The 26,419-nt window shown below is 62.7% G+C and carries 24 protein-coding genes; 10 read left to right on the top strand and 14 right to left on the bottom strand.

The window, feature by feature from the left end; genetic code table 11:
* Positions 1-15: 15 nt before the first annotated feature.
* A complete protein-coding gene (locus tag IZ6_RS11930) occupies positions 16-1,353 on the top strand; it encodes an NCS2 family permease (protein WP_222875271.1) in 1,338 nt (445 codons plus the stop codon).
* Between the two features lie 45 nt (positions 1,354-1,398).
* The gene (locus tag IZ6_RS11925; RefSeq protein ID WP_222875270.1) at positions 1,399-1,647 is read left to right on the top strand and encodes a SemiSWEET family sugar transporter; all 249 of its coding nucleotides are present in this window, start codon (positions 1,399-1,401) and stop codon (positions 1,645-1,647) included.
* A 39-nt stretch (positions 1,648-1,686) separates the two neighbouring features.
* Here the strand turns inward: IZ6_RS11925 and IZ6_RS11920 are convergent, their stop codons facing one another.
* A complete protein-coding gene (locus IZ6_RS11920; RefSeq protein WP_222875269.1) occupies positions 1,687-1,860 on the bottom strand; it encodes a hypothetical protein in 174 nt (57 codons plus the stop codon).
* Positions 1,861-2,018: 158 nt separating this feature from the next.
* Between IZ6_RS11920 and IZ6_RS11915 the strand changes: the two genes are divergently transcribed.
* Positions 2,019-2,372, top strand: a complete 354-nt coding sequence (locus IZ6_RS11915) for a DMT family protein (RefSeq protein ID WP_222875268.1) — start codon at positions 2,019-2,021, stop codon at positions 2,370-2,372.
* A gap of 6 nt (positions 2,373-2,378) precedes the next feature.
* Here IZ6_RS11915 and IZ6_RS11910 read toward each other — a convergent pair whose 3' ends face one another.
* Together IZ6_RS11910 and IZ6_RS11905 are read right to left on the bottom strand one after the other, a co-directional pair.
* Positions 2,379-2,549, bottom strand: coding sequence for a hypothetical protein (locus IZ6_RS11910; RefSeq protein ID WP_222875267.1), 171 nt, complete (start codon positions 2,547-2,549; stop codon positions 2,379-2,381).
* A gap of 84 nt (positions 2,550-2,633) precedes the next feature.
* Positions 2,634-3,761 (bottom strand): PQQ-dependent sugar dehydrogenase, encoded by a 1,128-nt coding sequence (locus IZ6_RS11905; RefSeq protein WP_222875266.1) that lies wholly within the window; start codon positions 3,759-3,761, stop codon positions 2,634-2,636.
* 240 nt (positions 3,762-4,001) lie between these two features.
* Between IZ6_RS11905 and IZ6_RS11900 the strand changes: the two genes are divergently transcribed.
* Genes IZ6_RS11900 through IZ6_RS11890 form a run of 3 tightly spaced genes read left to right on the top strand, consistent with a single transcriptional unit; the run spans position 4,002 to position 9,438 of the window.
* Positions 4,002-5,687, top strand: a complete 1,686-nt coding sequence (locus IZ6_RS11900) for a flagellar hook protein FlgE (RefSeq protein WP_222875265.1) — start codon at positions 4,002-4,004, stop codon at positions 5,685-5,687.
* Between the two features lie 38 nt (positions 5,688-5,725).
* Entirely contained in the window at positions 5,726-7,567 is a 1,842-nt protein-coding gene (gene flgK, locus IZ6_RS11895; protein ID WP_222875264.1) for a flagellar hook-associated protein FlgK, read from the top strand.
* 11 nt (positions 7,568-7,578) lie between these two features.
* Complete coding sequence (locus IZ6_RS11890; RefSeq protein WP_222875263.1) at positions 7,579-9,438, top strand: hypothetical protein; 1,860 nt, start codon at positions 7,579-7,581, stop codon at positions 9,436-9,438.
* A 60-nt stretch (positions 9,439-9,498) separates the two neighbouring features.
* Here the strand turns inward: IZ6_RS11890 and flaF are convergent, their stop codons facing one another.
* From flaF to IZ6_RS11845, 9 genes are all read right to left on the bottom strand, one after another.
* Complete coding sequence (gene flaF, locus IZ6_RS11885; protein ID WP_222875262.1) at positions 9,499-9,876, bottom strand: flagellar biosynthesis regulator FlaF; 378 nt, start codon at positions 9,874-9,876, stop codon at positions 9,499-9,501.
* Positions 9,848-10,252, bottom strand: coding sequence for a flagellar biosynthesis repressor FlbT (gene flbT, locus IZ6_RS11880; RefSeq protein WP_222875261.1), 405 nt, complete (start codon positions 10,250-10,252; stop codon positions 9,848-9,850). Before flbT ends, flaF begins: the two co-directional genes overlap by 29 nt.
* Before the next feature lie 102 nt (positions 10,253-10,354).
* Positions 10,355-11,899, bottom strand: a complete 1,545-nt coding sequence (locus IZ6_RS11875) for a flagellin N-terminal helical domain-containing protein (RefSeq protein ID WP_222875260.1) — start codon at positions 11,897-11,899, stop codon at positions 10,355-10,357.
* A gap of 185 nt (positions 11,900-12,084) precedes the next feature.
* Positions 12,085-14,010, bottom strand: coding sequence for a flagellin N-terminal helical domain-containing protein (locus IZ6_RS11870; RefSeq protein ID WP_222875259.1), 1,926 nt, complete (start codon positions 14,008-14,010; stop codon positions 12,085-12,087).
* A gap of 179 nt (positions 14,011-14,189) precedes the next feature.
* Positions 14,190-15,686 (bottom strand): flagellin N-terminal helical domain-containing protein, encoded by a 1,497-nt coding sequence (locus IZ6_RS11865; protein ID WP_225873900.1) that lies wholly within the window; start codon positions 15,684-15,686, stop codon positions 14,190-14,192.
* A 257-nt stretch (positions 15,687-15,943) separates the two neighbouring features.
* Positions 15,944-16,354 (bottom strand): hypothetical protein, encoded by a 411-nt coding sequence (locus IZ6_RS11860; RefSeq protein WP_222875258.1) that lies wholly within the window; start codon positions 16,352-16,354, stop codon positions 15,944-15,946.
* Between the two features lie 214 nt (positions 16,355-16,568).
* On the bottom strand, positions 16,569-17,036 hold the full coding sequence (locus IZ6_RS11855) for a flagellar protein FlgN (protein ID WP_222875257.1): 468 nt from the start codon (positions 17,034-17,036) through the stop codon (positions 16,569-16,571).
* Positions 17,033-17,359, bottom strand: coding sequence for a rod-binding protein (locus tag IZ6_RS11850; RefSeq protein WP_222875256.1), 327 nt, complete (start codon positions 17,357-17,359; stop codon positions 17,033-17,035). The genes IZ6_RS11855 and IZ6_RS11850 overlap by 4 nt, the downstream gene beginning before the upstream one ends.
* Positions 17,359-18,666: a flagellar basal body P-ring protein FlgI gene (locus IZ6_RS11845; RefSeq protein WP_225873899.1), complete on the bottom strand. Its 1,308-nt coding sequence runs from the start codon at positions 18,664-18,666 to the stop codon at positions 17,359-17,361. The genes IZ6_RS11850 and IZ6_RS11845 overlap by 1 nt, the downstream gene beginning before the upstream one ends.
* Positions 18,667-18,890: 224 nt before the next feature.
* On the opposite strand from IZ6_RS11845, the gene IZ6_RS11840 reads away from it, so the two are divergent.
* The 4 genes from IZ6_RS11840 to IZ6_RS11825 all read left to right on the top strand — a co-directional run bounded on the left by IZ6_RS11840 (position 18,891) and on the right by IZ6_RS11825 (position 21,586).
* Positions 18,891-19,301, top strand: a complete 411-nt coding sequence (locus tag IZ6_RS11840; RefSeq protein WP_222875255.1) for a flagellar assembly protein FliX — start codon at positions 18,891-18,893, stop codon at positions 19,299-19,301.
* Positions 19,302-19,472: 171 nt separating this feature from the next.
* Positions 19,473-19,883 carry an RNA polymerase-binding protein DksA gene (gene dksA, locus IZ6_RS11835; RefSeq protein WP_222875254.1) on the top strand — a complete coding sequence of 137 codons (411 nt, stop codon included), beginning with the start codon at positions 19,473-19,475 and terminating at the stop codon, positions 19,881-19,883.
* 133 nt (positions 19,884-20,016) lie between these two features.
* Positions 20,017-20,547 carry an SRPBCC family protein gene (locus IZ6_RS11830; protein WP_222875253.1) on the top strand — a complete coding sequence of 177 codons (531 nt, stop codon included), beginning with the start codon at positions 20,017-20,019 and terminating at the stop codon, positions 20,545-20,547.
* Between the two features lie 46 nt (positions 20,548-20,593).
* Positions 20,594-21,586 carry an SRPBCC domain-containing protein gene (locus IZ6_RS11825; RefSeq protein WP_222875252.1) on the top strand — a complete coding sequence of 331 codons (993 nt, stop codon included), beginning with the start codon at positions 20,594-20,596 and terminating at the stop codon, positions 21,584-21,586.
* Here IZ6_RS11825 and IZ6_RS11820 read toward each other — a convergent pair.
* Both IZ6_RS11820 and IZ6_RS11815 read right to left on the bottom strand, forming a co-directional pair.
* Positions 21,583-25,392, bottom strand: coding sequence for a tetratricopeptide repeat protein (locus tag IZ6_RS11820; protein WP_222875251.1), 3,810 nt, complete (start codon positions 25,390-25,392; stop codon positions 21,583-21,585). The two genes, IZ6_RS11825 and IZ6_RS11820, sit on opposite strands and share 4 nt — an antisense overlap.
* Positions 25,393-25,551: 159 nt before the next feature.
* The gene (locus tag IZ6_RS11815) at positions 25,552-26,412 is read right to left on the bottom strand and encodes a MotE family protein (protein WP_222875250.1); all 861 of its coding nucleotides are present in this window, start codon (positions 26,410-26,412) and stop codon (positions 25,552-25,554) included.
* Positions 26,413-26,419 lie beyond the last annotated feature (7 nt).

Here is a 26,419-nt window from a genome sequence, read left to right as displayed (position 1 = left end):
TTGGGGGACATTCATATGGCAAAAGCAGCCAAGTCGGCGGGCGCTTCGGGCGGCCCGCTGGAAAGCTATTTCAACCTGACGGCCAACGGCACGACGGTCCGCACCGAGGTCCTGGCGGGCATCACGACCTTCCTGACCATGGCCTACATCATCTTCGTCAATCCGAGCATCCTGTCGGCGGCCGGCATGCCCAAAGAGGCGGTCTTCGTCGCGACCTGTCTGGCGGCGGCCATCGCGACCCTGATCATGGGCCTTTATGCGAAATACCCGATCGCGCTGGCGCCCGGCATGGGCCTCAACGCCTTCTTCGCCTTTGCCGTGGTCGGGGCCATGGGCTTCACCTGGCAGCAGGCGCTGGCGGCGGTCCTGGTCTCGGGCGTGCTCGCGCTGATCATCTCGATCCTGCCGATCCGCGCCTGGCTGGTGAACTCGATCCCGATGAGCCTGAAGATGGCGACCTCCGCGGGCATCGGCTTTTTCCTCGCCATCATCGCGCTCTCGGGGGCGGGGATCGTCGTCGATAGCCCGGCAACCCTCGTCACCCACGGCACCTTCCTCGCCGCGGCGCCGATTCTCTGCCTGCTTGGCTTCATCATCATCGCCGCGCTTAACCAGCTGAAAATTCCCGGCGCGACGATCATCGGCATTCTTGCCGTGTCGGTGATCGGCATTCCGCTGGGCGTCGCCAGTTTCGGCGGCATCTTCGCCATGCCGCCGTCTCTGGCTCCGACCTTCCTGCAGCTCGATTTCTCGCGCGTGGCGGAAGGCCTGTTCTGGATCGCGGCGCTGACCATGTTCTTCGTCGATTTCTTCGATACGGCGGGCACTCTGGTCGGCGTCTCGCACCGTGCGGGACTTCTCGACAAAGACGGCAATATCCCGCGCCTTCAGCAGGCCCTTGTCGCCGACAGCTCGGCGACGGCCATCGGCTCGCTGCTCGGCACGTCCAACACGACGTCCTATATCGAGAGCGCGGCGGGCGTATCGGCCGGCGGGCGGACCGGCCTTGCTTCGGTCGTCACCGCGATCTGCTTCCTCCTTGCTCTGTTCCTTCAGCCGCTTGCGGGCTCGATCCCGCAATATGCGACGGCCGCAGCTCTGCTGTTTGTGGCGGTCGTCATGGCGCAGGCGCTGCGCGAGGTCGATTGGGACGATCTGACGGAAGCCGCGCCCGCGGCGATCACGGCGGTGACCATGCCGCTGACCTATTCGATCGCGGTGGGTCTCGGCCTCGGCTTCATCACCTATGTCGTGGTGAAGGTTCTGACCGGGCGGGCCTCGGAAATTTCAGTACCGGTCTGGTTGCTCGCGATCATCTTCGCGATCATGCTGCCGCTCCTGAAACTGCCGTAAACGAAAGAACGCCGGCTGGGACACGATCTCAGCCGGCGTGTTTGCATGATCGAACTCATCGGAATTTCAGCCGGCGTGCTGACCACGATCTGCTGGCTGCCGCAGGCGCTCAGCATCATTCGCTCAAAAAGCGCAAAGGACATTTCGCTGACCGCGCAATGCGCGTTCACGGCAGGTGTCTTTTTATGGCTGGTTTACGGGGTGGCGTTGGAGCGCCCGGCGCTCATCGTCGCCAATGCGGTGACATTTGCACTTGCCGCCGCGATCCTGATCTTGAAGCTCAGATTCGGCTGAGCGTGTGGGAGGCCTCTTTCACAAGGCCTCCCGACAGCTTCAGAGATTGCGCAGCACGTTGCCGAGAACGAGCAGGACGAAGGCGCCGATGAGGAGCCAGGTCGCATAACCGGAAACGACCGGGATCGCGACGCCGAGCAGGCTGACGATGGCGAGAACGCCAACGATCAGGGCGATCAGGAATACCGGTTGGGTAGGTGCTGAAAGATCCATTTTATTTCCCCCTAGTTACTTACTTGCCTTGGCACAGGAGGCGGCTGTTACCGTCCTCCCGTAAGGATAAGTTAACCATAGCAATCCCGATTCCGCCACGGGCTTTACCTGACCGCTTAAGGGCGGTGCGTAAGCCGCCTCCAATAAGGGCCAAGTCCTTGTTCAGCCTCACTTCTCCCTATCTCGCCCCGGTCTTTCTTCTGCTGTGCTCCAACCTGTTTATGACCTTTGCCTGGTATGGGCATCTGAAGTACAAGGCCGCCCCCCTGGTTCTGGTGGTCCTTGTCGCCTGGGGCATCGCCTTCATCGAATATTGCTTTGCCGTGCCGGCCAATCGCATCGGCCATGCCGTCTATTCGGCTGCCGAACTGAAGACGATCCAGGAGGTCATTACGCTCCTCGTCTTCGCCGGCTTCTCGGTCCTCTATCTGAAAGAGGGGCTAGGCTGGAACCATGCGATCGGGTTCGCGCTGATCGCTCTCGGCGCGTGGTTCGTCTTTCAGAAGTGGTAGGAAAGATCAGATGCCGCGGATAACCGTCGACAGGGCGAGCACCGCCCAGGCCGCGAACATGAAGATGAACTCATGGCCGTCGACGATCGGGATATTGGTCAGCATGGCGAGGACCGCCAGCGTCGCAAGTATCGCGGAAATGATGAACATGAGAGCGGAAGGTTTGCCGACGCGCATTTGAAGTCCCCCAGTTAAGGCAAGGAAGCCTCTCCGCTTCCCCGCGCCATGACAAGCCGCAAAAGCGCCCATGGGTTCCGGGCTTCAGTTCCCCGGCGTGAGCTTCAAAATACGGCCGTTCGGACTGTCGGTGAGAATGTAGAGCGCGCCGTCCGGCCCCTGACGGACATCGCGGATGCGTTCGCCGAGATTTGAAAGCAGGCGTTCGTCGCGTCCCGGCTCGCCGCCGTCCATATCGACACGCACGAGTTCCTGCCCGGCGAGCGCGCCGATAAACAGATCGCCCTTCCAGCCGGGAAACAGATCGCCCGTGTAAAAGGCCATGCCGGAGGGGGCGAAGCTCGGCACCCAATATTTCAGCGGCTGCTCCATGCCGGCTTTAGCCGTGCCTTCGCCGATCTTCGAGCCGTCATAGTTGACGCCGTAGGAGATGACCGGCCAGCCATAGTTCTTGCTGGCTTCGGGCGCGTTCAGCTCATCGCCGCCGCGGGCGCCATGTTCGACGGTCCAGAGTTTGCCGGTCTCGGGGTGGAGTGCCGCACTCTGCGGATTGCGGTGCCCGTAGGAGAATATTTCGGGGAGGGCGCCGGAGCGTCCGACAAAGGGATTGTCGCTAGGTACCGAGCCGTCGGGATTGATGCGGACGATCTTGCCGAGATGATTGTCGAGCGTCTGCGCCTTGTCGCGGTAATTGAATCTTTCTCCCAGCGTCACGAACAGCTTGCCGTCGGGAGCGAAGACGAGGCGCGAACCGAAATGATTGGAGCCGGAGACCTTCGGCACCTGGCGGAAAATCACCGCGGTGCTTTCGAGCTTTGAAAAATCCTCGCTCAGTCTTCCGCGTGCAACGGCCGTTCCGGCGCCGCCTTCACCGGCCTCGGCATAGCTCAGATAGATCAGGCGATTTTTATTAAAATCCGGATCGAGCGCGACATCGAGAAGCCCGCCCTGGCCACCGGTCGCGACATCCGGCACGCCGGCGATCTCCTGCTTCTGGCCGCCCTCAACGAGGTTCAGGCGGCCCGGGCGCTCGGTGACCAGCATCCGCCCGTCCGGCAGGAAGGCGAGGCCCCAGGGGTATTGGAGGCCCGTGGCGACGGTTTCGGTTTTCAGGGGCTCTGCGGCGGCGGGAAAGGCAAAGACAAGGGCAAAGGCAAAGGCAAAGGCAAAGGCAAAGGCAAAGGCAAAGGCTGCGGCCGTGAACCTGAACATCGACACCTCCCGACAAATTCTGAAATGGGGTGGGAGAGGGCCGGCACAAGCGGCAGTTAAGGCCGATTCGGCCCGGCAGAATCTGCCGGGACGGACCGAATCTGCCGGGCCAGAACTGGCCTTCCGGCATCTAACCTATTGAATTTATTGATCTTGAGAGCTGGCCCCGGGCTTGCAATCCCATGGCAGGCATTGGCTTAAGGCGCGTTTTGAGTAGCGCCGGACTCTCAGGAGAAGATCATGGGTATCTTTGGTGCACTGACCACGGCGGTCTCGGGCCTTCGCGCGCAGTCCTTCGCGCTGGAAAACATCTCGGGCAACATCGCCAACTCGCAGACCACCGCCTTCAAGCGCACGGATACGAGCTTTACCGACCTGATCCCGGACGCGCTGCCGTCCCGCCAGGTCGCCGGCGCCGTCATCTCGCAGAGCCGGGCGACGAACAGCGTCCAGGGCGACATCCAGTCGGCCACGAACGACACCTATATGGCGCTGAACGGCGAGGGCTACTTCGTCGTCGCGACCTCCAATGCCACGGCCGACGGCCAGCCGATCTTCTCGGGCACCGATTACTACACCCGCCGCGGCGACTTCGAGCTCAACAAAGAGGGCTTCCTGGTCAACAAGGCTGGCTACTACCTCAAGCTCCTTCCGATCGACCGCAACACCGGCAACGTCGCCGGCAGCGTTCCGGAAGTGATGCCGCTCAACAACGACATTCTGCCGGCGCGCGCGACCGACGTCGTCACCTATCGCGCCAACCTGCCGCGCGAGCCTGTGTCCGGCCTGCTCGACTACTCGACCTATGCGGTCGATCCGCGTCCGGCGGGCTCGCCCAATGCGTTCGCCGCCCAGACCAGCCCGGTCATGAACGCCACGCTCGTCGGCGCCGGTGCCGGCCAGATCGCCAGCGGCAGCACGCTCACTCTGGCGACCAACAGCGGCACGCCGGTGACCTTCACCTTCGGCACTGCGCCGAACATCACTTCGCTGGCCGAGCTGGTCACTGCGATCAACGACGATCCCAATCTCTCGGGCATTGAAGCCTCGACGGCGGGCAACCAGCTCACCATCACGCCGACCAACCAGGCGACGACTTTCACTGTCACCGCCGGTGCGGCGGCAACGGCCCTCGGCCTTACCAGCGCCGCGCCGACGGCTTCGACCGGCGGCGGCTATGTCCAGGCCAACGAAGGCTCGATCTTCGAAGAGCAGTCGATCCCGGGCGATGCCATCACGATCTATGACGAACAGGGCACGCCGGTCGACGTCACCTTCCGCTGGGCCAAGGTCAACGATCGGGCGACCGAAGGCGTCGACACCTGGAACCTGTTCTACCTGTCCGACACCACGGCCACCGGCACCGAGCCGATGTGGACGAATGTCGGCACGAACTTCACCTTCGGCAATAACAGTCTTCTGAATCCGCCGATCGCTTCGGTGAACATTCCGAACCTCACGGTCGATGGCGTGAACGTCGGCAATATCACGCTGGCGCATGGCGCGACGGGCCTCACGCAGTTTACGGCCGACAACAATGTCCGCGCCGACATTCTGCAGCTGAACCAGGACGGCTATGCGGCGGGCGAAGTCGTCCGCATCCAGATCTCCGATGCCGGCCGCATCACGGCGTTCTATTCGAACGGCCAGATGGCGGACATCGCCGAGATCCCGACGGTCTACTTCAACGCCGACAACATGCTGAAACGGCTCGACGGCGGCGCCTTTGCGACGACCTTCGAATCCGGCCCGCCGATCCCGGGCGCTCCGGGCTCGATCGTCGGCCAGGCGCTCGAAGGCTCGAACACCGACATCGCTGACGAGTTCACCAAACTCATCATCACCCAGCAGGCCTATTCGGCGAACACCCGCATCGTCTCGACGGCTGACGAGATGCTGCAGGAAGCCCTGAATATGATCCGCTGAGGATTAGCGGCCGCAAAGGCAGCTTTTAGGAGACGCGTATGGGTCTGAGTACCGCCCTGACGACATCGCTTTCCGGACTGCGCACGACGCAGTCCGGGATCGAACTCGTTTCCTCGAATGTCGCCAACGTCAATACGCGCGGCTACACGAAGAAAAACATTGTCCTGGAATCGGACATTATCGCTGACCGTTCGGCCGGCGTACGTGTTGCGGCCATTACGCGCGAAATCGACACTTATGTGCAGCGTCAGCTGCGGACGGAGACGAGCGGCCTCGCCTTCTCCAGTGTCGCCTCGAACTATCTCGGTCAGCTCCAGTCTCTGTATGGCACGCCGGGCGGGGCGAACTCGCTCGACAAACGCGTCGGCGATTTCACCAATGCGCTCGATGCGCTCGCCACGACACCGTCCTCGCAATCTGCCCGTCAGGACGTCCTGAACCAGGCGAAGCTGATGGTGCAGCAGCTGAAGGGCATGTCCTCCAGCATCCAGAGCATGCGCCAGGATGCCGATCGCGGCATTTCCAACACCGTCGATCGCGTCAACGCTTCGCTGCAGGGTCTTGAAAAGGTCCAGCAGCAGATCGGTGTGATGACGGCGGCCGGCCAGGATGTTTCGCCCGACATTCTCGATCAGCGCGATCTGTTCATCTCGGAACTTTCTGAATATGTCGATGTCCGCGTGTCCGAAGTCAGCGGACGCCTGTCGATCTACACGACCGGCGGCGCCGCGCTCTTCGTCGACAACACGGCCTCGGAACTGAAATTCGAAGGGCCCGCGGCTATGGTGCCGCACGCGCTCTATTCGGAAGATCCGGCTGAGCGCAATATCGGCACCGTGCTCCTGATCGGTCCGGACGGTCAGCCGAAGGACCTTCTCGCCGGCGACAAGTTGCGTTCGGGCGAGCTGAAAGCCTATGTCGAACTGCGCGACAATATTCTTGTCGAAGCGCAGCGCCAGCTCGATGAGTTGGCATCGTCCATGGCCGAAGCGCTCGGCACGACGCCGGTCAACGGCGTTGCGAACGGCACCGGCTTTGATCTTGACGTGTCGGACATTCAGCCCGGCAACAAGATGACGCTGACCTACGATCAGCTGCCGGGCGGACAATCGCGCACGGTGACCTTTGTCGCGATCGACGATCCGTCGCTTCTGCCGTTGGCCAATGACGTCACGGCCGATCCGAACGATACGGTTTACGGCATCGATTTTTCGGGTGGTCCGGCGTCTGTCGCAGCCCAGATGCAGGCGGCGCTCGGCACGGATTTCGTCGTCACGAACACAGGTTCGACGATCACCTTCGATGCGGCAACGGCCGCGGTCGATGTCACCGGCGCCTCGGCCCGCGCGACGGCTACGGCGCTGACGGGCGATGGCCTTGCGCTGCCGTTCTTCCTCGATGGCGGTTCGCTTTATACGAACAGCCTCGAAGGCGGCGGGCAGAGGCTCGGCTTTGCCTCGCGCATCCAGCTTAATGAAGCGCTGGTCAACGATCCCGCGCTTCTCGTGAATTATCAGACGCCGACCGCCTCAGGCGATGCGGCGCGCGCCACCTTCCTGCGCGACGCGCTGGAAAACCCGACGCTGCAATATCGCTCCGATACCGGCGTCGGCGGCACCAACAGCCCGTTCACCGGATCGATCGCCGATTTTGCCCGAACCCTGATCGAAACTCAGGCCTCGAACGCCGACATCGCCTCGCGCGTGCAGGAGGGCCAGGAAGTTGTCGTGACCTCGCTGCAAGACCGGTTCATCGAGAAGTCCGGCGTCGATGTCGATGAGGAAATGGCCAAGCTTCTGCAGTTGCAGTCCGCCTATGCCGCCAATGCGCGAGTCATCTCCACGGTTAAAGAGATGATCGACATATTGCTGGCGATGTGAGGTGAATGATCATGAGTAGCTCGATCAACGGCACCGGAATTTTCAACGCCTCGTATTCGCGCGCGCTGACGCAGATGCGCGCGCGTCTCGATTCGCTGAGCCTTCAGCTCGCAACGGGGCAGAAATCGCAGGATTATGCCGGCCTCGGCAATGACCGCACGATCGCGCTCTCGGTGCGCGGCAAGCTTTCGGCGGTGGATTCGTATCAGAGCAATCTCACCCAGGTCAGCCTGCGCACCAATCTGATGATGACGAGCCTGACCGGCCTCGTCGATATCGCGGCCGATACGCGCGGCGATCTCGATCCGAACAATTATCTCCTGGCCGGCAGCAAGACGCTTGCGCAGTCGGCGGCACGGACGCGGTTCGACACCGCGGTCGAGGCGCTCAATGTCGATGTCGCCGGCGTCTATCTCTTCGGCGGCCGCGATGTCGACTCACGGCCCGTCGCTAGCGCCTCGGAAATTTTCGACGGCACGGTCGGCCGCGACGGCCTTCTGACGGTCATTCAGCAGCGCAGGGCCGCCGATCTCGGCGCTGATGGGCGCGGGCGCCTCACGCAGGCGACAGCGGCGGGCGCAACCGTGACTCTGGCGGAGTCGGCTGCGGTGAACGCATTCGGTTTCAAGCTCGGCGCTGTTTCGACCAACCAGCCCGGCGCGTTCGGGGTGACCAGCGCGAGCGGCTCGCCGCCGCAGATCACGGTCCAGGTCATGGGCACGCCCAAGCCCGGCGATGTCGTGCGCGTGGCGCTGACTTTGCCGGACGGATCGACGGAAGAAATCAAGCTAACCGCCTCAAACAATCCGCCCGCGCCGGAACTCGTCGCGCAGGCCAATGGCAGCCAGCTTCCGGTCGGCACGCTCGGTACGACGGCGCTGAACGATCCGATGGTTGGCCTTGTCGCCGGCGATACGCTCACGATCAACGGCCAGACGATTTCGGTTGTCGCGGGTGTGCCCGGTGCGGGCCAGATTTCGACGACCGCCACGGTCGATGATCTCATGACCCAGATCGAAGGCTTGACCGGTGTCGCCAATGCCGAACTCGACCCGGCGACTCGTCAGGTCCGCATCACCAGCACCAACGGAACCGACCTTGCGATCACCGGTACGGTGGGCGCCAAGCTTGGCATCAACGGTACGGTGAAGGCCGAAGAACTCGAAAAGCATACATTCCAGATCGCCTATACCGGTGCGGGCACGGTCGACCTGAACGCTACCGCCCAGAACTTTGCGTCCGCTCTCGACGGCGCCGTGAAGAAGCAGGCGACGACCTCGCTTGCCGCGGCCTCCTCGGTCCAGGGATCGCGCGATTTCTTCGGCGAGCCGCCGCAGCGCGTCGGTTCCATGCCGCCGGAAACCGCAACGACTTTGGTCGATGGAACGGCGACGACGGTCGATTGGTACAAGGGCGAAAGCGGCGCGGGTTCGGCGCGGCTCACTCAGGTTGCCCGCATCGACTCGACGCTGACCGCCAATTACGGCGCGCGCGCCAATGAAGACGGTATCCGCGAGTTCATGGAAAATCTCGGCGCCTTCGCCGCCATGGAACTCGATTCCAATTCGACGCTCGGCAAGAAGCAGTATGGCGAACTGATCGAGCGCACGCGGCCGGCCATGGCCGAAGACGGCGGCGCGGCTTCGCTGCGGGCTGTTGCGACCGACATCACCCAGGTCGCGGCGTTCTCGCAGGCGGCCGGCGAGCGCCACAAGACGCAGAAGGCGACGCTCGAGACAATGCTCGCGAATGTCGAGGGCATCAGCAAGGAAGAGGTGGCGGCGAATATTCTTGCGCTGCAGACCAATCTTCAGGCGAGCTATCAGACGACGGCGATCATCTCGCAGCTCTCGCTGGTCAACTTCCTCTAAGAAAAATAGGCAACAAAAAAGCCGGGCGAAAGCCCGGCTTTTTGCATTTGGTATGTACCGTTAGACCGTGCCGGGCGCCTTCTGCATGAGGCCGGCGGCGAGCTCGCGGTTAATGTTGACGAGAGAGCCCATACGCTGCGGAACCGGATTGGCTTCCAGCTCAACGCATTGCGGCAGGACGAACATCGCGATGTTGCCGATGTTCTGCTTGATCTGCGGGGGCAGGGGATTTTCCGCCGCGGTGGCGGAGGTCGCAAGGATTGTCCAGAGCTTACGGTTATAGCGCAGCGCGTCGCGCATCTCAGCGGTATCGGTGACGGTGCCGCTGACGACGGCCTGCAACTTGTTTGCAGCCTGGATGAGAAGGCTGGCCTCAAGGTCGCGCGGACCCGCGGTCGTTTTTGCAGTTTTAGCGTATGCCTGCGCGCCGCTGTGCATGTTCGATGAGCCTCGTTTCAAACTCGATCAGGTGCTTGGCTTCTTTCAGGGCTTTGTAGAGCGCGTTCGTTAAGATGGCATTATTTACGGCATCTACAATCGCAAGACTGCTCGGTGCGGCCCTTACAAAGTCGCCTACAAGAGTGAAATATTCGTCGCGCAATTTAGACGTATCGCGCTCAAGATACATAAGCTGGACGCAAAGATAGACGCGCTTTGCAGGGGTATCGGCCGTCTCGGGCGTCAGGATGTCCTTCTCGCGAAGGATAGGCGCATCGCCTTCGATAAACAGGCGTGTGCGCTGGTTGTCATTGGTGATGACGCATTCGCCGAGGATGATCCGCTCGCCGGGCTTCAGTTCGACTTTGAGAGCCATCGGAAATCCTCCTGATTCGCCATCATACAGCCAGCGGGCCCGGGGCTAAAGGCAAAGCGGACATTCTTAGCGAACCGCCTAAACCTCAACCCCGAGGGGCGCTTAGCCGAAGAGGCGAAGAACCGCCTGGTCAGCCTGAGAGGCCAGGGACAGGGCGGTTTGCGACAGCTGCTGGCGCGTCTGCAGTGCCAGCATATTGGCTGCTTCTTCGTTCGTGTCGGCGAGCACCAGCGAGTCGGCGCCGGTCTGCAGCGTGTTGATCATCGCTTTGGTGAACTCGGTGCGGTTTTCGACGATCGACAGGTTCGAACCGAAATTCGAAGACTGCGAGCGGATCACGCCGAGCGCCTGCACCAGATCGTCGAGACGCGCGTCGATCGAAGCTTCGCTGTCGAACTGTTCTTCTTCGGCAAAATCGAGTTCGAGAGTCGAGGTGTTGATCGGGCGCTCGAGGCCGTCGAGATCCTTGGCCTGGATATCGATGGTCGAAGTGCCGGTTTCATTGAAGGTCAACTTCAGAAGATCGCCTCGCAGAAGATTGACGCCGCCGTAAGAGGCATCGTCCGCCAGCTTGTTCAACTGGTCGCGCAGCTCATTATACTGCTTGGTGAGGTTGGCGCGCACCGAGTTGCCGCCGATGGTCTGGGTCGAGACGCCGCCGGTGATTTCGCCGGAGGTGTTGAAACCGGTGACGGTCATCTCCTGCGTCGAGAAGTTCTCGATAAGCAGACGGCCATTGTCGTTGGATGCGCGGATCTTGCCGCGGAGATCGGTGTCGCTGTTGATGGCAAGAACCATCTCTTCAACCGTGCGGCCGCGGTCGCCGCCGTCCGCGTTGGCCGTGGCGCCGAACTGGAACTGCGTCGTCGGGTCCGGTGAGGTACCGCCGTTGGTGAAGGTACCAACCGTGATCGTCGCATCGGTGCCGATATGCGTGCCGGAGGCGATGTAGAATTCGAGGCGGCCCGGCGAGGCGACGGAGTCGCGGACGCGGACATCGGAGGTCGCGGCCGCGAGATCGGCATTGATTGCGGTGATCACTTCCGTCAGTTCGATGTCGAGGTCGCCGTCCGTATCGGCGGCGTTCGTGAGCGAAATCGTGACCGGGGTGCCTGCAGCACCGCCGTCATCGAGCGTAACGTTGAAGCCGTAGACTTCGTCGCCGGTTGTCACATCGAGCGGCACGAAGGCACCGCTACCGGTGAGAACCGGTTCGGTCGAGCCTGTGACCAGCGAGATGGTCTCGGTGGTGGTGCCGAATTGTCCGCCCGTGAAGGACAGGACTTCGGTGCCGGCCGGGGTGGTCGGCATATTCATCACATAGGTGCCGGTCTTGAAGGAGCGGTCCTGACGCGCCTGGCGCATCGTGGACTGCATGCTCTCGATCGTTTTGGTGATCGCCGTCAGGCCGTTATCGGCCGCTTCGAGCGTCTTGATGCCCGCGGTCATATTGTCGAGCAGGGCGGACATATCGCCAGCGCGCACGCTCAGGGACTGCGAGGTGAAGAAGTTGGTTGGGTTGTCGAGGGCCGAGTTGACCTTCTTGCCCGTGGCGAGCCGGTTCTGCGTCGTCGACATCAGGTCGGCCGTCTTCTGCAAGGAAAGCAGATTCTGACGCACGCCTGCGGAAAGAGTGATGTCGGCCATAAATCCCTCGTCTGAAATCGATTCGGAGTCGCACGAGTAACTCCGGTCATTTCAGCCGGGGGCAGCTAATTTATGGTTAACGGAACCCTCAGAGACACGGTAAACGAGCGGTTACTCGTGCTTTTTGCAAAAAAAAAACGGCGGGCCGAAGCCCGCCGTTTCTGTCTTGGACCGATCTCTGCAGATCAGAACAGGCGGAGAACCGCCTGGTCGGCCTGCGAAGCGAGCGACAGAGCCGTCGAAGACAGCTGCTGGCGGGTCTGAAGGGCGAGCATGTTCGCCGCTTCCTCGTTCGTGTCGGCCAGAACCAGCGAGTCGGCGCCGGTCTGCAGGGTGTTGATCATCGACTTGGTGAACTCCGTGCGGTTCTGAACGATCGACAGGTTCGAACCGAAGCTCGAAGACTGCGCGCGCAGAACGCCCAGAGCGTCCTTCATGCCATCGAGGATGGCGTCGATGCCTTCATCGCTGTCGAAGTCCGGATCCGTGGCCGTGTCGATGCCCAGGGTGGCGGAGTTGATGGCGCGTTCTTCGCCGTCTTCGTCCTTGGCCTGGATCTCGATGGTCGAGGTGCCGGTTTCGTTGAAGGTCAGCTTCAGCAAGTCGCCGCGCAGGAGGTTCACGCCGTTGAAGGACGCGTCGTCCGCCAGCTTGTCGAGCTGGTCGCGGAGTTCGTTGAACTGCTTCACGAGGTTCGTGCGAACGGTGTTGCCGCCGATGTCGCTGGTGCCGACGCCGCCGGTGAGTTCACCGGTGGTGGCGTCGAGACCCGTCACCGTCAGTTCCGAGGTCGAGAGGTTCTCGATACGGAGCTTGCCGCCGTCGTTCGACGCACGGACCTTGCCTTCCAGCGCGGCCGTGCCGTTGATCGCCGTCACCATTTCGTCGACCGTCTTGGCCGCGATACCGCCAGTGGCGGCGCCGAGGTCGTTGGCGGTGGCGAGACCCGAAGTGTTGGTGAAGCCGCCGCTACCGGCGACCGCAACGTTCGAGATGTCGATTTCCGACGTCACACCGGTCGTGGCCGAAGTGAAGGTCACCGCAGTGGCCGTCGACCCGATCGTCGCACCGGCGCCAACCTGAGCGTCGATGATCGACGCAAGTTCGGCCACAGTGTCGATGATGTTGTCGTTGTCGCCCACGAGAGCAACCGCCGCCGCGTTGATCGTGACCGTCGTCGGCGTAACAGCGCCGTCAATGGCAATATCAAACGACAACGTCCGTGCCGTACCTGTTGCGGAACCGGTATTCTGTGCGGCAACGGCGATACCCGAGGTGTTGGTGATCGTGTTAGCACCACCGCCGTTGGTGGCGGTCGCGCTGATGATCTCGATGCTGGAGCCCGTACCCGTCGTGGACGAGGTGAAAGTCACCGCCGTACCGGTCGAGGTAACGTTGAGCGTACCAGTGGCGAGGTCATCGAGGACCTGCGCGAGTTCGTCCGCGTCAGTGATCGTGGTGACACCGACGCCGAGCGTAGCGGCGACAGCCGTAGCGTCGATCGTCAGCGTCTGGTTGACGCCGTTGACTTCGACAACGACTTCGAGTTCGTCGCCGGCGTTGTCGAACGTCAGCGTAGAACCGAAGGCACCCGACGTAATCGTACCGGAGGTAGCCGCCGCCGGGTTGAAGTCCATCGCCGTAAACGCGCCGGTCGAGACCGTGGCGGCAGCCGCCCCGGTCGTGCCGGTCAGTGCAACGTCAACAGCCGTCGTGCCGACCGCACCGCCCTGGAACGAAATTTCTTCCGTGCCGGCCGGAGTGGTGCCCAGGTTGATCGTGTAGGACTCGGTCTTGAAGGACTTGTCCTGACGGGCCTGGCGCAGCGTCGACTGCATGCTTTCGACCGTCTTCGTGATCGCGGAGAGGCCGTTGTCGGCCGCTTCGAGAGTCTTGATACCCGAGGTCATGTTGTCGAGAAGCGCGGACATGTCGCCGGCGCGGCTCTGGAGAGACTGGGCAGTGAAGAAGGAGGTCGGGTTGTCGAGGGCCGAGTTGACCTTCTTGCCGGTGGCAAGACGATTCTGGGTCGTCGACATGAGGCTGGCTGTGTTCTGCAGCGACAGAAGATTCTGCCGAACGCCTGCAGAGAGAGTGATGTTGGAAGCCATGTACAAGGTCCCTTTTCTGGGTGTTTGAGAGCAACTTCCTCCTGGAAGTTGTGGGACCATGGCATGCTTGATTGAATGCTAAGTTAATCGGCAGAACCCGCTTAAAAATTTAGCGTTTCGGTCAAAAAGAAACGGCGGGCCGAGGCCCGCCGTTTCCGTATTTACGATCCGTTAAGGGATCAGAACAGGCGGAGAACCGCCTGGTCGGCCTGCGAAGCGAGCGACAGAGCCGTCGAAGACAGCTGCTGGCGGGTCTGAAGGGCGAGCATGTTCGCCGCTTCCTCGTTCGTGTCGGCCAGAACCAGCGAGTCGGCGCCGGTCTGCAGGGTGTTGATCATCGACTTCGTGAATTCCGTCCGGTTTTCAACGATCGACAGGTTCGAACCGAAGCTCGAAGACTGCGCGCGCAGAACGCCCAGAGCGTCTTTCATGCCGTCGAGGATGCCGTCAATGCCGGCATCGTTGTCGAAATCGGCGTCCGTGGCCGTGTCGATGCCCAGGGTCGTGGAGTTGATCGCGCGCTCTTCGCCCGCTTCGTCCTTGGCCTGGATCTCGATGGTCGAGGTGCCGGTTTCGTTGAAGGTCAGCTTCAGCTTATCGCCGCGCAGGAGGTTCACGCCGTTATAGGACGCGTCGTCCGCCAGCTTGTCGAGCTGGTCGCGGAGTTCGTTGAACTGCTTCACGAGGTTCTGGCGAACGGTGTTGCCACCGACTTCGCCTTCGCCCGCGCTGCCGTCGACAGTGCCGGTCGTCGAGTTGACGCCGGTAACCGTCAGTTCCGACGTCGAGAGGTTCTCGATGCGGAGCTTGCCGCCGTCGTTCGAGGCGCGAACTTTGCCCTGGAGCGAGACGTTGGCATTGATTTCGGAGACGAGCGTGTCGACCGATTTCGACGCCGCAGCCACAGCCGGGACACCGTTGACCGAGGTTGCCGTCGTGCCGACGCCAGCGGCGGTCGTAAGCGCCGGAAGCGAAGTCGTAACGGTGAAGTCCGAGCCGCCGGCATGCGAGAAGTTGAAGCCGACGTTCGTGCCCGTCACGGTGAAATCGCCGTCGGAGAGCTCGGCCACGATGTCCGCGACCGTATCGCCGGCCTGGATCGTGTAGCTGTCCGTGTCGCCGTTTTCGGCCGTGATCGTGATGGTCTCGCCATCGTATTCGCCGCCGCCGTTGGTGGCTTCGAAGACAGTGGTGCCGGTATCCCAGTCACCGCCGCCAGCGCCTGTAACGGTCGCCGGAGTGGCGCCGACAGCCGCCGTGCCGAGAGTGATCGAGACCGGGGTCGTGCCGACAGCGCCACCCTCGAACGAAATATCCTGGGCAGCGGTGAGGCCGGCGCCGAGCGTGTAGGATTCCGTCTTGAACGATTTGTCCTGACGGGCCTGACGCAGCGTCGACTGCATGCTTTCGACCGTCTTCGTGATCGCGGAGAGGCCGTTATCAGCGGCTTCAAGCGTTTTCACGCCCGAGGTCATGCCGTCGAGCAGCGAGGCCATATCGGACGCGCGGCTCTGGAGCGACTGGGCGGTGAAGAAGGAGGTCGGGTTGTCGAGGGCCGAGTTGACCTTCTTGCCGGTGGCAAGGCGGTTCTGGGTCGTCGACATGAGGTTGGCCGTGTTCTGAAGCGACAGAAGGTTCTGACGCACGCCGGCCGAAAGAGTGATGTTGGAAGCCATGATGTGATCCCCTTTCCTAGGGTAACAAGAGACAAGTGCTGCCTTCTGGAAGCACGCCGCTTTTTGCCACGCCGGGTTCTGTTGGGGACTTAAGTAAATCCGTACAATTCTAACGGCTTGAGGGCTGTTGCTGCCGTAAATAATGAGCCGTTAATCGGATCGAATACGCCTTGAAATAGGGCCTCAAAACGCGTGGCTTGAAATAAAAATGCCGGGCATGGCGTCCCGGCATTTCGAGGCTCTCAAGGTTAGGACGTTTACGCTTCGCGCTCGACGAGAGGCTCGGACGGCTTGTCCAGAGTCTGGGCCACATAGGCGCGGATCTTCAGCAGCCGCTCGTCGGGGATCTGCTGCAGGACCTGGCCGTTGCCGCCGTCGCGCTTGGTGAAGACAAGGGTCTTCGCTTCCTTGTTGAACTCGAATTCGTGCTCGACTTCGCGCTCGATCTCGCGGAGCACTTCGTCCGAGAGAGGACGCGGCAGTTCGGCATTGGCGCGCGGCCGCGAGGCCGTGCCGTCCTGGGCCGAATGTTCGACGAGCGCCGGCACGCTTTTATCGGGCTGGGGAAGATCGGTGGGGATGGCATGGCGAACGGGGATAGCCGCCTCAGCCCGCGGCATTGCCGGTGGCTGCGGATACATCGCTCTATATGAGAGCGCGGCGTCCATGTTCTTGGCTCCGTTCTCGATCCTTCGCCGAAATCCTTTCGGCAGGTGTGACCGAGAATGGAGGGAACGTCTAAAAGAAGCTTGAATAAGCCTAGTGAATCAACTCTTTCTTAAGAGCTTCAACTTGTCACAAACCTACCAGGTTGCCGGGCGGTTTAGTCGGGCTGGCGCCGGAGCGCCAGACCGTAATTTCCCTTAGACCCGCGGCGCGTCGTTACGAACGGCGCGAAATGCTGATCGAAGCGGGGCCGGCTTTCGGTGCCGCCATCTGGCCCTGCATGCCGTAGACCGTCGGGCGCTGCTGGCGCGAAACTTCATCGGCCACCGTGCGCATCATGTCTTCGGCGACGGCGCGCGCTGTACCTACAACGGCCAGATTGACGGACAGTGTTTCCTGAAGACCCGCCAGACGGTGACGCAGGACCTCCGCGCGGTCCGGAACGAGGCGGCCGATGGCGGAAGCGGCAGCCCGCACCGCTTCGAGCTCGCGCTGATAAAGGCCCGCAAGCGTTGCCTTGTCTTCGACAAGGCTGCCGGCTTCCTTCAGCTTTGCGGCGCGGATGAGTTCGGTTTCGCGCTGCATGATCGAATTCAGCCGCTCGACGGTCTCGACGATACGGTCGACCATATGGCCGGCTTCATCGCGGGTCGGCATCGGAATGACGGCGCCTCTCGTGCTCATGAGTTCTGCTCCTGCATACTGATAATTTCGCGCATGACGTGGTCGGCGATGCCGATGCCGCCGGCTTTCGAGATTTCATTGGCAAATTCGTCGGTGAGGAACGACCGCCAGGTGTCGCCGCCGGTGCCTTCGCCGCCGAGCGGGCCCGAGCCGCCTTCGACGGTTGCGAACATCTGGGCAAGCACCGTCGACAGGAAGACGCTTTCGAATTCCTGGCCCTGCTGCTTTGCCTTTTCCGCAAGCTTCGCGTTGGCGGTAAGCTTCGTGTTGTCGATGGCCGGAAGCTGGTGAAACGCATCGGCGGTCGGGAGGAGGGATGCCATCACATCACCTCGATCTCGGCCTGCAGCGCGCCCGCCGCTTTGATCGCCTGAAGGATGCCGATGAGATCGCGCGGGCCGATGCCGAGTGCGTTCAGTCCGTCGACGAGTTCCTGAAGCGTCACGCCCTGTTTGACGACCGCGAGCTGGCGATAGCTTTCGTCATCGACCGAGACCGTCGTGCGCGGCACGACAACCGTCTGTCCATCGCTGAATTCCGTGGGTTGGCTGACGATCGGCTCTTCGCTGATCGTCACCGTGAGATTGCCCTGGGCGACTGCAACGGTTGCGACGCGCACTTCGCGGCCCATCACGATAATGCCCGAGCGTTCGTCGATGACGATCTTCGCCGCCACATCCGGCTGCACGCGCAGCTGTTCGATTTCGGTGAGCAGGCGCACGATATTGCTGCGATAGTTCGGCGGGATCGTCAGTTGCACGGTTGCGGGGTCGACCGGCTCGGAGGCCGCACCGCCCAAAAGCGTGTTGATGGCGCTGGCGATGCGCCGCGCCGTCGTCAGATCGGGATTGCGGAGGGAAAGACGCACCGTCGACATTCCGGACAGCGCGAACTCGATTTCGCGTTCGACAACGGCGCCGTTCGAGATGCGGCCCGTTGTCGGTACGCCGCGAACGATCTTCGCCGCATTGCCTTCGGCCTGGAAGCCGATAACGGCGACCGGGCCCTGGCCGACCGCGTAGACTTCGCCGTCGGCGCCGAGAAGCGGCGTGACAAGCAGCGTGCCGCCCTGAAGGCTTGTCGCATCGCCCATCGCCGAAACGGTGATGTCGATGCGCGTGCCCTGCGTCGAGAAGGGCGGAAGGCTCGCCGTCACCATGACGGCGGCGACGTTTTTGGTGCGGAGCGTTGCGCCGCGCGTATTGACACCCATGCGCTCGAGCATGGCCGTCAGCGACTGGCGGGTGAATGGCGAGGCGTTGAGGCTGTCGCCCGTGCCGTTGAGGCCGACGACGAGGCCGTAACCGACAAGCTGGTTTTCGCGGACGCCTTCGATGTCGATCAGATCTTTGACGCGGGCGGAGGTCGTTCCGACATCGCCGGCATCGCCGCCCTGAAATTCATTGCCTTCCCAATAGGGCGCCTGCGGCAAAGGAGCTGCGGTCGCGATCATGCTGACGCGCGGTCCATAAGGATCGGAGCCATAGGCAAAGGGAGCGGGAGGCAGTTGCGAGGGCGTCGTCGCCGAAGGAGGCTCGGCGGCGCGCGCCTGGGCGGCGGCAAGAATCACGCCCGCGGCGCCCGCCGCGAGAAGCATGTTCCGGATCAGAATGGACAAGGACCGCTGCATAAAAATGTTCTCCCCGGCAATCCAATGCCAGAAGCGTGCCCCCGCGGCCGGAGACGCTAGATCACTGATTTTATTGAATAATCATCCGTTCGGGGGAGGCGCCGGATGGGTTGTTTACAGGGTTAAAAATGCCGATCCGGCAAATTTTGCCGGGTTGTTAACGCGCAGTTAACGGGCTCTCGTCCAGCCTTGCGCACAAGGGCCATTCCCTAGGAGAAAAGGCCATGCGGGTCGAAGGACCGAACCGGATCGGGCAGGGTGCTTATGGTGCGCGACGCGTGTCGTCGGGCTCTGGCTTCTCGCTGCCCGATACGGAGACGTCAGCGCCGCTGCAGAAGCCGGCGAGCGCCGCCTCGGCGCCGGGGCTGGACGCGCTTTTGGCCCTGCAATCGGTCGATATGACCGTGGAACGGCGCAAAAAGGCCACCCAGCGCGGCCGCACCATTCTTGACCTCCTGGATGCCGTGAAGCTCGGGGTTCTCGACGGCACCCTGACGCCTGCGGCCCTGGACGGCCTCAATGCCGCAGTCGGGTCGGCCCGGGAAGCGACCGAGGATCCGGCCCTGGAACAGATTCTCGACGAAATCGAGCTGAGGGCCCAAGTCGAGCTGGCAAAGCTCCAGCGGCGGCCCTGATTGGGACCTTGTCCACAGGCTCCCTGCAAAACCTCTTATTTCTCAAGCAATTCCGCCATTCCTAAAATCGATTGTCCCGGGCATCGCGCGTGGCTATATTCCGCGCGATTTTAAAGGGGGGCTCTCCCGAATTGCGGGATTCGCGGAGCCCAAAAACGGGGTGCGGGTGCGATGGAAGTAGTCCAGGAGTACCGGCCGACCGAGGCCGAGACGTTCATGAACGAGCGGCAGCGCGAGTATTTTCGCGACAAGCTTCTGCGCTGGAAGGATGAGATCCTTCAGGAAAGCAAAGAAACGCTCGAACATCTTCAAGACGAGAACCAGAATCATCCCGATCTCGTGGACCGCGCGTCCTCCGAGACGGACCGCGCGATCGAGCTTCGGGCGCGCGACCGGCAGCGCAAGCTGATCGCCAAGATCGATGCCGCGCTGAAGCGTATTGACGACGGGTCCTACGGCTATTGCGAGGAGACGGGCGAGCCGATCTCCCTCAAGCGCCTCGATGCCCGCCCGATCGCAACGCTTTCGGTCGAAGCCCAGGAGCGGCATGAGCGCCGCGAGCGCGTCTACCGCGACGAGTGATCGCCCGGTCCCGGCGCAAGACATGTTTCAACGCCCGCGCTTGCGCGGGCGTTTTTCTTATGCGCTTCAATATTGAGCGGCGGGTTCTGCATCTATATCTGAGCCTTGCTCCACAACGCTTGCTAGGCTGACGATGAGAGATTTCGCTGTCGAAACCGCCTCCGATACGATCCGCTTCGAGCGCCATATGCCGGGGCCGATCAGCCGCATCTGGGATTTTCTCACGCATCCGACGATCCGCGGCCGCTGGCTGGCGACCGGTCCGATGGATCTGAAGGAGGGCGGCTCCTATGAGATGATCTTCCGCCATGACGAGCTGACGCCGCATCCCGGGATCGCTCCGCCCGGCAAGGACTCGCCCAAGGGCTTCACGGTGCGCGGCGAAGTTTTGGAGAGCCGGTTTCCGAGTGTGCTGGCTTTGACATGGCCGGATGCCGGGCCGGATTCGAAAGTGACCTTCGTTCTGACCTCGCTGCACGGGCAGGTGAGGGTGACGCTTATCCATAGCGGTATCCGAGACCGCGCGACCCTGGCGGAACTTGCCGCGGGCTGGCATGCGCATCTGAATGTGCTGGAGGCCAAGGCCAACAGCGTGACGCCGCCGCCATTCTGGAAGCGGTTCGCCGAGTATCACGAAGAATATATCAAGAAGTTCGCGAGTTAAGCCGATCTTTGTCGCGTGTGACGTGTCATGGCGCTAGACTTCGCCCATGGCACGCCCGCCGTCTCCCCATAACGAGGCCCTGACGGGTTTTGCGACGAGCCCGCGTCCCGGCGTGGTCCGGCTTGAGCGCGCTTATCCCGCACGCGCCGAAGATATCTGGGCTTATCTGACGGAAAGCTCAAAGCGCCGCGACTGGTGGGCCGCCGGCAAGATGGATCTGCGCAAAGACGGTCTTGTCGATCTGATCTGGTATTTCGACGAGCTGTCGCCTTTCGAAGACATTCCGCCGCGCTATGCCACGCATGGCGGAGGCCATCGCCAGGCCGGACGCATCACGCGCATCGAAGCGCCGCGCCTTCTTGCTTTCAGCTGGGGGCAGGATTCGGAAGTGATGTTCGAGATCGAGCCGCGCGGCGACGGGACCGTTGTTGTCCTGACGCATCGGCGTCTTGAGGACCGGCCGGAAATGATCCGCGTTGCGTCGGGCTGGTTCACGCATCTTCTTCTTCTCGAAGACGCGATCCTGTCGCGCGAGCGCCGTCCGTTCTGGCATCATTTTTCGCTGGCGCAGGAGGAGCATGAAAGACTGCTCGGCGAACCGCCGCTGACGATCCGGGTGGTGCGGCGTTTCAAGCAAAAGCCATCCGCGGTGTTCGACGCGTTTCTCGGCTCCGAGCGGCCAAGGCTGTGGATGTTCGGGCATGAAGGCGCGGACATCGTACGCGTCGAAAACGACGCGCGGCCGGGTGGACGTTTCAGCGTCGTTGAAAACCGCGACGGGGCCGAGATTGCGCATGTCGGCAGCTACGGGACGATCGCGCGGCCCGGCCACATCACCTTCAGTTTCGGAATGCCCGACTATTCACCCGAGCTCGATCGTGTGCGGGTGGAGCTTGGCGCGGAAAACGGCGGGACGGTACTCGTTCTGGTGCACGAGATGCGGCCCATCTGGGCCGATTTCAGCGACCGGGCGGAGCTTGGCTGGGTGCGTGTGCTGGCTGAGATTGCGGGCAAGCTCGAAGGGAAGGGCGGCGCTTAGAGCTGTGCCGTCTTGTCCTGCGGCTTGTCGCTCGTGCGCACCTGCGGCGGTGCGCTTTCCGGATAACGCTTGCGATAATCGTCGAGGAAGGACTTTAGCGTATCGGAGACGGAAATCGTCTTGGCGATCGTGATGAAGTCGGCGCCGCGCGTTGCGGCGGGGGCGGTGACGATGTCGAACGTCGCCTGGTCCGGCGTGCTGGCAAGCTTGCCGGAATATTTCTGGCGCAGCCGGTCGAGGCCGAGATCGTCTTCGGCGAGGGCATAGGCGATGGCGGCACGCAGAACGTCCTTGCGTGTGTCGTCGCTGAGCGGCTCGGCAGCACGCCAGCTTGTGCCGAGCATCAGTTCGAGAGCTTCGGCGGCCGATTGCCAGCGCTTTGCCGCCCATTGGATGTCGGCGCGCAGGCGGTTGACGTCATCGCCCGAATAGCCGGCGATCATTTCAAGCGCGAGATCGGGGCGCTGCAGTTCGGACAGGGCGCGCGCTTCGAGCATCAGGCGGTTGCGGACAAGCTCGGACGGCAGGCCCGAAATGCGCGTGTCGTGCAGCATGTTCAGCGCGCGGCCCGGTTTGCGGTCCATGAGTTCGATCGCCGCCGCATGGGCGGCCACCTGGGCCCGCGGGGCGCCGGTGAGGCGGTTCTTGACCTGATAGGTCAGAAGATCGGCGGCCTGGCTGAGAAGATCCACTTCGACCAGACGGTCGGCGAGATTGCGGATCAGTTCATCGCCCTTCTTGCCGGGCGGCGTCAGTTCCTTGAAGTCGTAGAACAGCGCGACGCTTTCGAGCGTCGGCGGCGCCGCATCGGCACCCTGCGCGAGGAAGAGTTTGGCGAACTCCGCCGTCATCTCGTCCTGAATGGCGCGGGTCGAGGTTTCGTTGGCGTGATAGGTCATCGCCGTGCGCATGGTGGCGAAGGCATCGCGCCAGCGTTCGTCGGCGCGGTAAAGTTCGGTGAGGCTCGCCAGCGCATCCGCCTCGATGCCGTCGCCGCGCCAGTCGGTCGTCAGCATTTCAAGGTTCTTGATCGCTTCGGCGCGCTGGATCTCCTGCATCTTGTAGCGGAGATTGATCGCGTGCAGGCGCGCTTCGGCGCGCGCTTCCTCATTGCCGGATTCCATCGCCCGGCGATATGCCTCGAGCGCCAGCGCCGATTGGCCGAAGCCTTCGGCAACACGCCCACGCATAACTTCGCGCGCGGCCCAGCCGTCCGTCACGCCGAGCGTATCGAGGGCGTCGAGCTGAGTTGCGGCGGTGGCGAAATCCTGGGCGGCGACGGCGACTTCGATCATGGTCTGACGGAAGATGCGCTGCAGATCGGGCGGCATCGCATCGAGCACGGGCTCGCCTTCACGGAAGGCTTCACGGGCAAGTCCGAGATGGCCAAGGCCTGCTTCCCCGATCATCCGCCAGAGCGCCGCTTCGCCATTGTTGGAAAGCGTGCCCGAGCCGAGAACTTTTACCGCCTCATCGAAGCGGCGCAGCATCACAAGCGCGGTGCCGCGCAAAACCTTCACATCCGGATCGTCGGCGAGATTGGGCGATTCTGCGGTCGCGACATCGAGAATGCCCTTGGTCTCGGCGGCGTTGCCGCCGGCAAGTTCGAGCCGCGCCAGTTGAAGACGCGCTTTCGTGCGGCCCTCCGGCGGGGCGGCGGCTGCGGCCCGTGCGAGATCGTTGATGGCTTCTTGCGAGGTGGTCTGCGCCTTGCGCCAGGCCTCGGCCGCAAAGGGGCTGCCCGGCTTCAGCTGGATCGGCGCGAGCGCAGCAGGCTCGGCATCGAGTGACAGAGTGAGGCCCTTGTCGCGCGTCAGCATGATGCTGTCGCTGCCGGTCTTGACCGAAAGATCGTCGGCGAGGGGTTCGAAGGCGAGGCCTTGCGCGGTCGCAAGTGCGCCGAATTCGATGAAATCGCGTTCGCGGACGAGACCGCGCGCCGGCGGCTTCAGCGTCACCACGAGAAGCTCATCGCCGACCTGCGCGTCCGGGACGTGATGGACAAGGCCGACGCCTTCCGTCTTGACCTGCAGGGCGGTGCGGCCGTCGCTGTTGAAGGTCGGCATCAGCTGCATGGGGCGCGTCGGCTCAAGGATCGTATCGCTGAGCGACAGGATCCAGGTCTGGCCGGAACTTGCGAGGCTGGCCAGACGCGGCTGGCTGAGCGACATTTCGAGAGCCGAGCCGGAGACGGTCTGCGTTTTGCGCACGGCCGTGATCAGCCCGTTGCTGTCGCTGGCGATCTTTGCGACATCGACGTCAGGATTGCCGTCGAACACGGCAAAGACGCTCGCGCCGCGAATGAAGGCGGCGGCCGGCGGCAGTTTTTCAAACGGAATAGCGATTTGCAGCGTGCCTTCGTTCGTTTGCAGCTGCACGCCGTATCGGACGGCGCTGTCGGCGAAATCCTTCAGGGCCTGTTCGGCTTTCGACAGGATCGGCGCGTCGAGTTCTGGGCCATGCGACGGCTCGCTCGGCACCGGTCCTTCGGCGGCGGCGTGCGATGCCGGATCGTGCGTTTCAGCGGGCGCCGGCGGAATGGCTTCCCGTACGTTTGCGACAGGTTTTGCGGGAGCAGGCGTGGCAGCCGGCGCAGCAGCGGCGGGTGCAACCGCAGCCGGCTGCGGCGCGTGTGCGGTATCGGCCGCGGGCTCTGAAGTCTGGATGCGGCCCTGACGCCGCGTCTGGGTGCTCGCCGGAGGCGCATCGGGCGTTGCTGCGTGTGCGCTTTGCTTGGCGGCGAGTTCTGCTGCGTGCTGCTCCGGCGATTGCGTCGCAAGCTCGGGCGCAGTTTTGGCGGCTTCCGCAGCTGCGGGCTTTGCGTCGTGCGGTCCCGTGGCCGTAGCCGGCCCGACTTCTGGGCTCTTCTCGAGAGCGATAGAGGGTTTCGAAATGTCGGCCGGCGGAATGAGAACGGCGTCTTGCGCGAAGTCGCCGTCATGCTCCTCGATCGCGCCGCCGATCTCGGCGATCTCGCCGAATTTCTTGTCTTCCTGGGGAGGCGGAGCGACCGAAGCGCGCGGTTCGAAAGAGCCGGGTGCTGCGATATCGATGACGAAGGCGTTCTCTTCCTGCGAGCCGCGCAGTTCCTGGCCCTCGGGAGCCGCAAATTTCACGACCAGCGCGTTGCCGACGGTAACGCCGGAAAATTCGGTGATTTCGGGCGGCAGCGCGGCGCGCGCCTCGGCGAGGTCGAACACGGTATTGCCCGGCACCGTCAATACGCCGCGGCGGCCTTCGTTCTTGAAACGGACCTCGATCTTGTCGCTGAACGAGAAGGTGACGCGGATACGGCTGTCATTGCTGCCCGCGGAGACCTGCATGGTCGCGGGCGGCAGCGTCTGGGCGCGGGCGAGTTCCTTCTTGATCCGCTCGGCATCGAGCGCGCGTTTGGTCAGATCGGCGATGACTTCGGCGGGCAGCGCGGGCGGCATGCCCTTCCAGTTCTCCGGCATGATGTCGAGGAAGAACTTTTCGCCGGCTTCGACGGGGTTGATCTTCACCGCCCGCGACAGGGCAAGACGAATGCCCATGCCGTCGGGATCGCGGCGTGCGCTCGACACGAAGGTCGAGAGGCCGGGTTGAATCTGTTCGGCCGAGAAGTCGGCCGGTTTGGAGAACGAGACGACGATGATGCCGTTGGCGATCTTCGCAGTAACCTCCGGCGGGTCGTCGAAGGTGACGATGAGCCGGCCATAGCCGTCCTGTTCGGAGGCCTGGATATTGGCGCCTTCGGCGCGCGCGGGAATGGAAAAAAGCAGCGCGAGGAGGAAGGCGAGCGCCAGCAGAATCCGGGCGAGCGCCATCGCTCCCGCAAATGGCTCGTTCGGCCGTGCAAGCACAATCGTTTTGCTACGCGTCTTCCTGTGCGACAAAACTCGACCCTCCGCGTCCTGCGGTTCGCATCTGGATACACGGTAGGGAGTTAACAAACGTCCTCCCGCATAGAGAGGAAATGGGGGGTATTAGTTGGCCTTTTGACCTTCGATTTTAGGCAAATTGGCGGAATTGGCGGGATTAGCCGCCACCGCTTTTGCTTCCTGGCGCTTGGCCAAAGCAACCGTCAGGCGCTCGGCCACGGCAGGCTCCATTTTGGCGATCACATCGCCGGCCTTTTTCGGAGCCATTTTGCTCGCGACTTCGACGAGAACCTTCATGTCCATGACATCGAAGATTGCCGCGGCTTCTTTGGGTTTCATGTTCTCGTACATGATCACGAGATCTTTCAGCTTGGCGTCTTCCTCGGATTTCTTGGCCTCTTCGGCCGCGGCGATACGATCCTCGACCGCCTTCAGTTCGACGAGCTGTTCTTCGATCTTCTTTTCGGCGGCGCGGAGCAGATTTTCGCGCAGGTCCAGTTCCTGCGAGCGGCTGTCGAGCTCCTGGCGCCGCGCCTGAAGACGGTCAAGCAAGGCCTTCTCGGCGCTCGACAAATTCTCCGGATTGTTCTTCTGCATCTGGTCGACGGCATCGACCGGCGGCGTTTGCGGCTGCGTCTCGGCGGCGGGCGCGCCATGGCCGCCCGCGGCGGGTTTCTCAGCCGGCTTCGCCTCGGCGGCGGGCTTCTCTTCCTTCGGCTTTTTAGGCGGCAGACTGCCGGTGACGATCGGGTCGTAAGTGCCGCCGTCGGCCGGCATGTTCCAGGAATTGCCCGTACGGGCGGCCGCGGAAGGCCGGTAGGTCTGCTCGATGGGAATGGCCGCCGTCGCCGCGGGGACGGGCTGGGCCTCGAACGCATAATGCCCGGTCAGCACAAGGCCTGCCGCTTTCAAGACAAGCAGCAGGCCCGCGCAGGCCATCACAAGGGGCAGTACGCGCAGTTTCATCTTCGTC

The organism is Terrihabitans soli (genome assembly GCF_014191545.1).
Lineage (GTDB): Bacteria > Pseudomonadota > Alphaproteobacteria > Rhizobiales > Methylopilaceae > Flaviflagellibacter > Flaviflagellibacter soli.
The sequence above is the reverse complement of the archived record's forward strand: the minus strand, read 5'-3'. Positions and strand labels throughout refer to the sequence as shown.

Excerpts from the sequence above, each read along its gene's own strand:
- IZ6_RS11930 (WP_222875271.1), top strand. The coding sequence starts at position 16 with ATGGCAAAAGCAGCCAAGTCGGCGGGCGCTTCGGGCGGCCCGCTGGAA.
- IZ6_RS11925 (WP_222875270.1), top strand. The coding sequence starts at position 1,399 with ATGATCGAACTCATCGGAATTTCAGCCGGCGTGCTGACCACGATCTGC.
- IZ6_RS11920 (WP_222875269.1), bottom strand. The coding sequence starts at position 1,860 with ATGGATCTTTCAGCACCTACCCAACCGGTATTCCTGATCGCCCTGATC.
- IZ6_RS11910 (WP_222875267.1), bottom strand. The coding sequence starts at position 2,549 with ATGCGCGTCGGCAAACCTTCCGCTCTCATGTTCATCATTTCCGCGATA.
- IZ6_RS11905 (WP_222875266.1), bottom strand. The coding sequence starts at position 3,761 with ATGTTCAGGTTCACGGCCGCAGCCTTTGCCTTTGCCTTTGCCTTTGCC.
- IZ6_RS11900 (WP_222875265.1), top strand. The coding sequence starts at position 4,002 with ATGGGTATCTTTGGTGCACTGACCACGGCGGTCTCGGGCCTTCGCGCG.
- flgK (WP_222875264.1), top strand. The coding sequence starts at position 5,726 with ATGGGTCTGAGTACCGCCCTGACGACATCGCTTTCCGGACTGCGCACG.
- IZ6_RS11890 (WP_222875263.1), top strand. The coding sequence starts at position 7,579 with ATGAGTAGCTCGATCAACGGCACCGGAATTTTCAACGCCTCGTATTCG.
- flaF (WP_222875262.1), bottom strand. The coding sequence starts at position 9,876 with ATGCACAGCGGCGCGCAGGCATACGCTAAAACTGCAAAAACGACCGCG.
- flbT (WP_222875261.1), bottom strand. The coding sequence starts at position 10,252 with ATGGCTCTCAAAGTCGAACTGAAGCCCGGCGAGCGGATCATCCTCGGC.
- IZ6_RS11875 (WP_222875260.1), bottom strand. The coding sequence starts at position 11,899 with ATGGCCGACATCACTCTTTCCGCAGGCGTGCGTCAGAATCTGCTTTCC.
- IZ6_RS11870 (WP_222875259.1), bottom strand. The coding sequence starts at position 14,010 with ATGGCTTCCAACATCACTCTCTCTGCAGGCGTTCGGCAGAATCTTCTG.
- IZ6_RS11865 (WP_225873900.1), bottom strand. The coding sequence starts at position 15,686 with ATGGCTTCCAACATCACTCTTTCGGCCGGCGTGCGTCAGAACCTTCTG.
- IZ6_RS11860 (WP_222875258.1), bottom strand. The coding sequence starts at position 16,354 with ATGGACGCCGCGCTCTCATATAGAGCGATGTATCCGCAGCCACCGGCA.
- IZ6_RS11855 (WP_222875257.1), bottom strand. The coding sequence starts at position 17,036 with ATGAGCACGAGAGGCGCCGTCATTCCGATGCCGACCCGCGATGAAGCC.
- IZ6_RS11850 (WP_222875256.1), bottom strand. The coding sequence starts at position 17,359 with ATGGCATCCCTCCTCCCGACCGCCGATGCGTTTCACCAGCTTCCGGCC.
- IZ6_RS11845 (WP_225873899.1), bottom strand. The coding sequence starts at position 18,666 with ATGCAGCGGTCCTTGTCCATTCTGATCCGGAACATGCTTCTCGCGGCG.
- IZ6_RS11840 (WP_222875255.1), top strand. The coding sequence starts at position 18,891 with ATGCGGGTCGAAGGACCGAACCGGATCGGGCAGGGTGCTTATGGTGCG.
- dksA (WP_222875254.1), top strand. The coding sequence starts at position 19,473 with ATGGAAGTAGTCCAGGAGTACCGGCCGACCGAGGCCGAGACGTTCATG.
- IZ6_RS11830 (WP_222875253.1), top strand. The coding sequence starts at position 20,017 with ATGAGAGATTTCGCTGTCGAAACCGCCTCCGATACGATCCGCTTCGAG.
- IZ6_RS11825 (WP_222875252.1), top strand. The coding sequence starts at position 20,594 with ATGGCACGCCCGCCGTCTCCCCATAACGAGGCCCTGACGGGTTTTGCG.
- IZ6_RS11820 (WP_222875251.1), bottom strand. The coding sequence starts at position 25,392 with ATGGCGCTCGCCCGGATTCTGCTGGCGCTCGCCTTCCTCCTCGCGCTG.
- IZ6_RS11815 (WP_222875250.1), bottom strand. The coding sequence starts at position 26,412 with ATGAAACTGCGCGTACTGCCCCTTGTGATGGCCTGCGCGGGCCTGCTG.